We start from the raw sequence: 5,435 nt of genomic DNA on the forward strand, positions 1-5,435 counted from the left end.
GCGGCCGGCGGGGCGGGTCGGGTCGCCGTCCGGACTGCGGCGGCCCCGGCCGGGACGTTCGGTGTCGCTGGGCGCGGGCTGGGCGGCGCTGGCAGCGGCGTTGTTGACGGAACCGGTGGCCGGGCTGGGGGCCGGGCTGGGGCTGGGGGCCGCCGCCGGGGTGCCGGGCGCGGCGGCGATACGGGTCAGGGTGGTCTCGAAGGCGCGCAGGGCGTCGCTGGCTTCCAGGTCCGCGACGGCGCGGGCGTTCAGCGCGCCGAGTTCCTCGCGGGTCACGGCGTACTCGGGGGCGTCGTGGCCTTTCAGGGCGTGCAGGACCCGGTACGCGGTGGGGGCCTCGATGGTGGCGTGCTTGCTGGTGGTGACCGTGGGGTCGCTGTGCATGTCCGCGCCGATCAGGGTGATGGCCTGCGGGCTGATCAGCGTGACGCGGTCGCCGCGTTCCTCCATGTGCGCGGCGAGTTGCAACAGGCCGCGCAGGTCGAGCATGTGGTGAAACAGGTCGAGGTGGGCCAGCATGGCTCCGGCTTTTTTCAGGGTGTCCATACCCGCATTATTCTGTTTTAAACAGAATTGTCAAGAGGTGTTTTGCGTAATCAGCAAGCGCCATTTATCTTCCGACCCTCCTGCGAGCAGTCAGCATTACCGTATCGCCGGACTGCCGCGTGCCAGTCCCCTGAGGAACGCGCCCGGGGTGGAGTTGGCAACCCGGCGTCCTTCCGGGCCGTCAATACAACAGACGGAATTCGTCTGATCGGGTGGGGGTCGCCAGCAGCCTGCCCGGCGCTAGATTTGCTGCTATGTCCACCCCGCCTGACCTGACAGCCGTGTTCGTGTACGGCACCCTGATGCCCGGGGAACGCAACGCCCACGTGGCCCGCCAGGGCGGCTCTTTTACCGCGCAGGACGCCACCCTGAGCGGGTACGATCTGCTGCACCTGCACCCGGAGGGATACCCGGCCCTGCGGCCCAGCGCCGCGCTCCCTGGCACGCAGGCCCCGGTCCGCGGCTTCCTGCTGACCTACACCCCGCAGGCGTGGGAGGCCGCGCTGCCCTTCCTGGATCACCTGGAAGGCCTGCACGAACATCCGCCCCTGTACAGGCGCGAGCGGGTCACAGTGACGACCGTGCCGGGCGGGCAGCCGCGCCCCGCCTGGGTGTACGTGTACGCCCGCACCGACCGCCTGTCCGGCGCGCAGTGGTTGCCCGGCGGAGACTGGCGAGTGATCCCGCGCCGCGACCGGCCCGGCCAGGGAGATCGCTGAAACCACCCCGCCACACGGGACATGCTGCACGAAAAAGCGCCCGGCCGGATGTTCCGGCTGGGCGCTCTTGTGGGATGCGCCGACTTAGCGGACGATGCGCTGGCCGCGGCGGATCTTCAGCTGATCCGTCAGGGCAATGTAGCCGTCGTAGTTGGTGCGCTCCAGGTACTTCAGCAGGCGGCGGCGCTGGCCGTTCATCAGCTGCAGGCCGCGCTGGCCGTGCTTGTCTTTCTTGTTGGCGCTCAGGTGCACCGACAGGTTGTTGATGCGGGCGGTCAGCAGGGCAATCTGCACGACAGTGCTGCCAGTGTCTTTCTCATGCTTGGCGTGGGTCTGGACGGTCGCTTTCTTGTCGATCATGTTGAGCCTCTCGTGTTAGTAAAGTCCCGCGCGCAGCAGCCGGGGAAAATCCAGGGTCCATTGAGCGGACACCGGGCCCCACCGCTCGCGGCGGCAAACGCGATGATACCACGATCCGCCGGACTGACAAGCGCGCGCCTTGACATTGCGCAGTGCCCCCCCTAAGATTGCTATCGCCTCTCAGAGATGCTCGGGTGGCGGAATTGGTAGACGCGCACGCTTGAGGGGCGTGTAGCTTAGCTGTGTGGGTTCAAGTCCCATCCCGAGCACCAACAGATTCAGTGCCGACACTCCTGCGGGAATGTCGGCACTGCTTCTTGCCGTAAGCGGTGCGTTCCCCTGGCGCACTGGCAGAGCGGTCCGGCGCGGGTGTGCTATGCTCCGCAACGCATTGCTGGCGCAGCGCAGCGTGAACGCCTGAACCTGGTCAGGGCCGGAAGGCAGCAGCCATAAGGGATGATTCGCGGGTGCCGCTGCTCACCGGCAATGCTTTTTCTCTATCAGTGTAGGGCGGCCCCGTTTCAGGTGGGGCCGCCCTTGTCGTGCGCCCGGCAGGAAGGGCGTATGATACGGATTCCGATTGATTCGGTGCAGTCCCGAATCAATCCGAGCGGACGCGAGTAGGAACAGCATACGGGTTCTGCGGTATGGAGCCGCAGGCGGCGCTTTTCCGGCTGTGGTGGAATGGAGCGGAATCCGTATTAGCGGGTCAGGTGGTCCAGTTCCGTCTGCGCGCTTCTCAACTGCGCCTGGCGGGCTTCGCGCTCGGTCCAGACGTGCTGGGTGGTCGTGAAGGCCTCGCCGCGGCTCAGCCACACGCCCGCGCCCGTCCAGATGAACGTGTCGCTGGGCAGTTGGCGGTGGGTCGGCAGGGCCGGGTCCAGCAGCGGATGAAGTGCGGGCAGCGTCATGTGCCCAGCGTGCCGGGCCGGTGTCAGGCCCGCGTTCCCGCGCAGTCAGCGCCGCGTCACGGCCCACACCCCGCGCGGGGTATGGGCGGCTCAGCGGGTCTTGGGTTGCAGCACCAGCGCCTGCGTTTCCTTCACGACCGCCAGCGCCCGCAACTGCTCGCCGTCCAGGTCGCCGGCTTTCGCCAGGGCGTCGGCGCGGCGGCGATCAACGGTCGCCACTTCCAGCGCCGCCGCGTCCCCGAACACCTCGCGGAAGCGGTCCAGTGGGTACTCGATCCGCCGCGAAACTTTCAGCGTGGCGCGGTACAGGTCCGTCTCGGCCTGCCCGCCCTCCAGCAGGGCCGCCTTGACGCGCGCGCCCAGCTCGTCCCGCTCGGTTTCCAGTCCCAGGATCGTGTCGCGCAGCGTGGCGTAGCGTTCCAGCAGTTCACTCAGGGTCAGGTCTTCGGGGGTGTCCATGCCGTCCATGCCGTCAGCATACGGTCCGCCGGGCGTCTCTTGGCCCCGCTCTGCCGGGCTCTGCCGGGCACGCTAGCATGCGCCGCATGGACGATCCCGCTGCCCAGCCTGCTGCTGATCTCGAACGCCGCATCCTGGACGCCATTCGCCGTGGCGCCAGCATGGAAGACATCGCCGGCATCAAGGAATCGGACGTGGCCACCCCGGACGCCGCCATCGGCGCCCTCAAGGACGGCAACGCCCGTTTCTTCAGCGGACAGGCGAGTCGCCCGGAAGTCAGCGCCAACGAGCGCCGCGCCCAGATCATGGGGCAGACCCCCTACGCCGCGATTCTGGCGTGTAGCGACAGCCGCGTGCCGGTGGAACTGGTGTTCGATCAGGGGCTGGGGCAACTGTTCGTGGTGCGCGTCGCCGGGAACGTCGTCGGCGAGGCCGGACTGGGCACCCTGGAGTACGCCATCCGTCACCTCGACGTGCACCTGATCGTCGTCATGGGTCACGAGGCCTGCGGGGCCGTGGCCGCCGCGCTGCTGCCCGAGGAGAGGGTCACGCAGGAACCCGAGAACCTCCAGGCGCTGATCCGCCGCATTCAGCCCAGCGTGCAGAACATGCCGCCCATCCGTGACAAGAAAGCCCGCATGCGGGAGGCCGTACTGAACAACGTCCGGCATCAGGTGAGCATCCTGCGCGACCAGCACGTCATTCAGGAGGCCGAGAAGGCCGGGCAGATCCGCGTGATCGGCGCGTACTACGAGATCGGCAGCGGCGCCGTGGACTTCCTGATTGACGAAGAAGACCTGCGGCCCTGAAGTGAAGGCAGATGGCTGAAAGCAGATGGCTGGGGCTGTTGAGCCATCTGCCATGAGCCATCTGCCATGAGCCATCTGCCTGTGCTCAGATCACGAATTCGCCGGCGCGCATGACCGCTTCACGCGTGCCGTCTTTCGCCACGCCGTCCACGTCCATCTCGCCGCTGCCGATCATCCAGTCCACGTGCGTCAGGCTGTCGTTGCCGCCTGCCGCCAGGAAGTCCTCCAGCGGCATGTCCACGCCACCGCGCACGTTGAAACGGTACGCGCTGCCGATGGCGATGTGCGACGCGGCGTTCTCGTCGTACAGGGTGTTGAAGAAGAACAGGCCCGAACGGCTGATGGGGCTGGAGTGCGGCACGAGGGCCACCTCACCCAGGCGGTGACTGCCCTCGTCGGTGTCGATCATTTTCAGCAGGGCGCTCTCGCCCTTGCTGGCGCTGGCTTTCGTGATGCGCCCGTCCCTGAACTCGATGCGAATGCCGTCGATCAGGGTGCCGTTGTACGACAGAGGCTTGGTGCTGACGACCGTGCCGTTCACCCGCTCACGGTGCGGAGCGGTCCAGACTTCCTCGGTGGGGATGTTGGCCGTGAAGGTGATCCCGGTGGGCGTGTCGGCCGCGCCGCCGCCCCACACGTGATCGTCCGCGAGGCCCACGGTCAGGTCCGTCCCGCCACCCCGAAAGTGCAGCGCCGCGTACTGCTTGTCCGTCAGCAGGTCGCGGCGGCGTTTCAGGCTTTCCAGGTGCGTTTGCCACAGGACCACCGGGTCCGGCTGGTCCGCGCGGGTCGCGGCAAAGATCGCGTCCCACTGCTGCGCCACGGCCTGCTCGGCACTCGCGTCCGGGAACATCAGTTCGGCCCAGCCGCTGACGGGTGCGCTGATCAGGTTCCAGTTCAGGCGTTTCGTCATGACCTGAGCGGTATAGGGACGGCGGTACGCGGCCAGCGTTCGCTGGTGCGTCGCCACCCGCTCGGCGTCCACGCCGCCCAGCAGGTTCGGGTTGGTCGCGCGGATCGCCAGAACGGCGCCGCCCGCCCCGGCCGTCTCGATCTCGGCGTCTACCCGCCAGCGGCTGATCTGGTCGAAGCTGCCGTCCGGTGCCAGCTCAAAGCGGGCCAGTTGCACGTCGTCGTCATCCCAGCGGACATCCACGAAACTGGCGCCCGCCGCGTACGCTTCGCGCACCACCAGCCGCGCCAGGGTGGCCGTTTCGACCGGGGCCTGCACCAGCAGCCGCTGTCCGGGTTTCACGCCCACGCCCACCCGAACGGCCAGCCGCGCGTAGTTCCGTAATTTCTCCTCGAACGTCAGGGTCATGCCCGGCAGGATAGCCACGCAAGCACGGGAGATACAAAAGACCGTCCCGCCTGTGCCGCGCACCCTTGACGGATCCTGAAAGCACCTTTATAGTTCTGTGGCTGGGTATCGAGGCGTAGCGCAGCCTGGTAGCGCACTACCTTGGGGTGGTAGGGGTCGTGAGTTCAAATCTCGCCGCCTCGACCAGCAGAGCACCGGAGTGAGAAATCATTCCGGTGCTTGTTTTGTATGTTCCGGCTGTCATGCTCACTCCGACCGGGTAGTTTGCAAAACCGTTCCACCCGAGCGGATGCCAGTAGGAACAGCAGAC

At 67.2% G+C, this 5,435-nt stretch carries 7 protein-coding genes, 2 tRNA genes and 1 other RNA gene; 5 read left to right on the plus strand and 5 right to left on the minus strand.

The features are described 5' to 3' along the window. A partial coding sequence (locus QZ271_RS13690) for a multidrug DMT transporter (protein ID WP_291432411.1) occupies window positions 1–546 on the minus strand: 546 nt, incomplete at its 3' end. A 254-nt stretch (window positions 547–800) separates the two neighbouring features. Between QZ271_RS13690 and QZ271_RS13695 the strand changes: the two genes are divergently transcribed. Beyond that, on the plus strand, window positions 801–1,265 hold the full coding sequence (locus QZ271_RS13695; protein ID WP_291432413.1) for a gamma-glutamylcyclotransferase family protein: 465 nt from the start codon (window positions 801–803) through the stop codon (window positions 1,263–1,265). 84 nt (window positions 1,266–1,349) lie between these two features. Here QZ271_RS13695 and rpsO read toward each other — a convergent pair whose 3' ends face one another. Then, a complete protein-coding gene (rpsO, locus tag QZ271_RS13700) occupies window positions 1,350–1,625 on the minus strand; it encodes a 30S ribosomal protein S15 (protein ID WP_291432415.1) in 276 nt (91 codons plus the stop codon). 188 nt (window positions 1,626–1,813) lie between these two features. Here rpsO and QZ271_RS13705 point away from each other — a divergent pair. Together QZ271_RS13705 and ffs are read left to right on the plus strand one after the other, a co-directional pair. After that, a tRNA-Leu gene (locus QZ271_RS13705) sits at window positions 1,814–1,897 on the plus strand. A 119-nt stretch (window positions 1,898–2,016) separates the two neighbouring features. Further along, window positions 2,017–2,115, plus strand: an RNA gene (ffs, locus tag QZ271_RS13710) — signal recognition particle sRNA small type. A 211-nt stretch (window positions 2,116–2,326) separates the two neighbouring features. Here the strand turns inward: ffs and QZ271_RS13715 are convergent. Both QZ271_RS13715 and QZ271_RS13720 read right to left on the minus strand, forming a co-directional pair. Then, window positions 2,327–2,536 (minus strand): hypothetical protein, encoded by a 210-nt coding sequence (locus tag QZ271_RS13715; protein ID WP_291432417.1) that lies wholly within the window; start codon window positions 2,534–2,536, stop codon window positions 2,327–2,329. 90 nt (window positions 2,537–2,626) lie between these two features. Next, a complete protein-coding gene (locus tag QZ271_RS13720; protein WP_291432419.1) occupies window positions 2,627–3,004 on the minus strand; it encodes a hypothetical protein in 378 nt (125 codons plus the stop codon). A gap of 77 nt (window positions 3,005–3,081) precedes the next feature. Between QZ271_RS13720 and QZ271_RS13725 the strand changes: the two genes are divergently transcribed. Further along, window positions 3,082–3,804, plus strand: coding sequence for a carbonic anhydrase (locus QZ271_RS13725; protein ID WP_291432421.1), 723 nt, complete (start codon window positions 3,082–3,084; stop codon window positions 3,802–3,804). Between the two features lie 85 nt (window positions 3,805–3,889). Here QZ271_RS13725 and QZ271_RS13730 read toward each other — a convergent pair whose 3' ends face one another. Continuing rightward, a complete protein-coding gene (locus QZ271_RS13730) occupies window positions 3,890–5,125 on the minus strand; it encodes an aminopeptidase (protein WP_291432422.1) in 1,236 nt (411 codons plus the stop codon). Window positions 5,126–5,234: 109 nt separating this feature from the next. Here QZ271_RS13730 and QZ271_RS13735 point away from each other — a divergent pair. After that, window positions 5,235–5,311 (plus strand) — tRNA-Pro (locus QZ271_RS13735). The last annotated feature ends 124 nt before the right edge of the window (window positions 5,312–5,435 follow it).

The sequence above is a fragment of the Deinococcus sp. genome (assembly GCF_018260555.1).
Lineage (GTDB): Bacteria > Deinococcota > Deinococci > Deinococcales > Deinococcaceae > Deinococcus.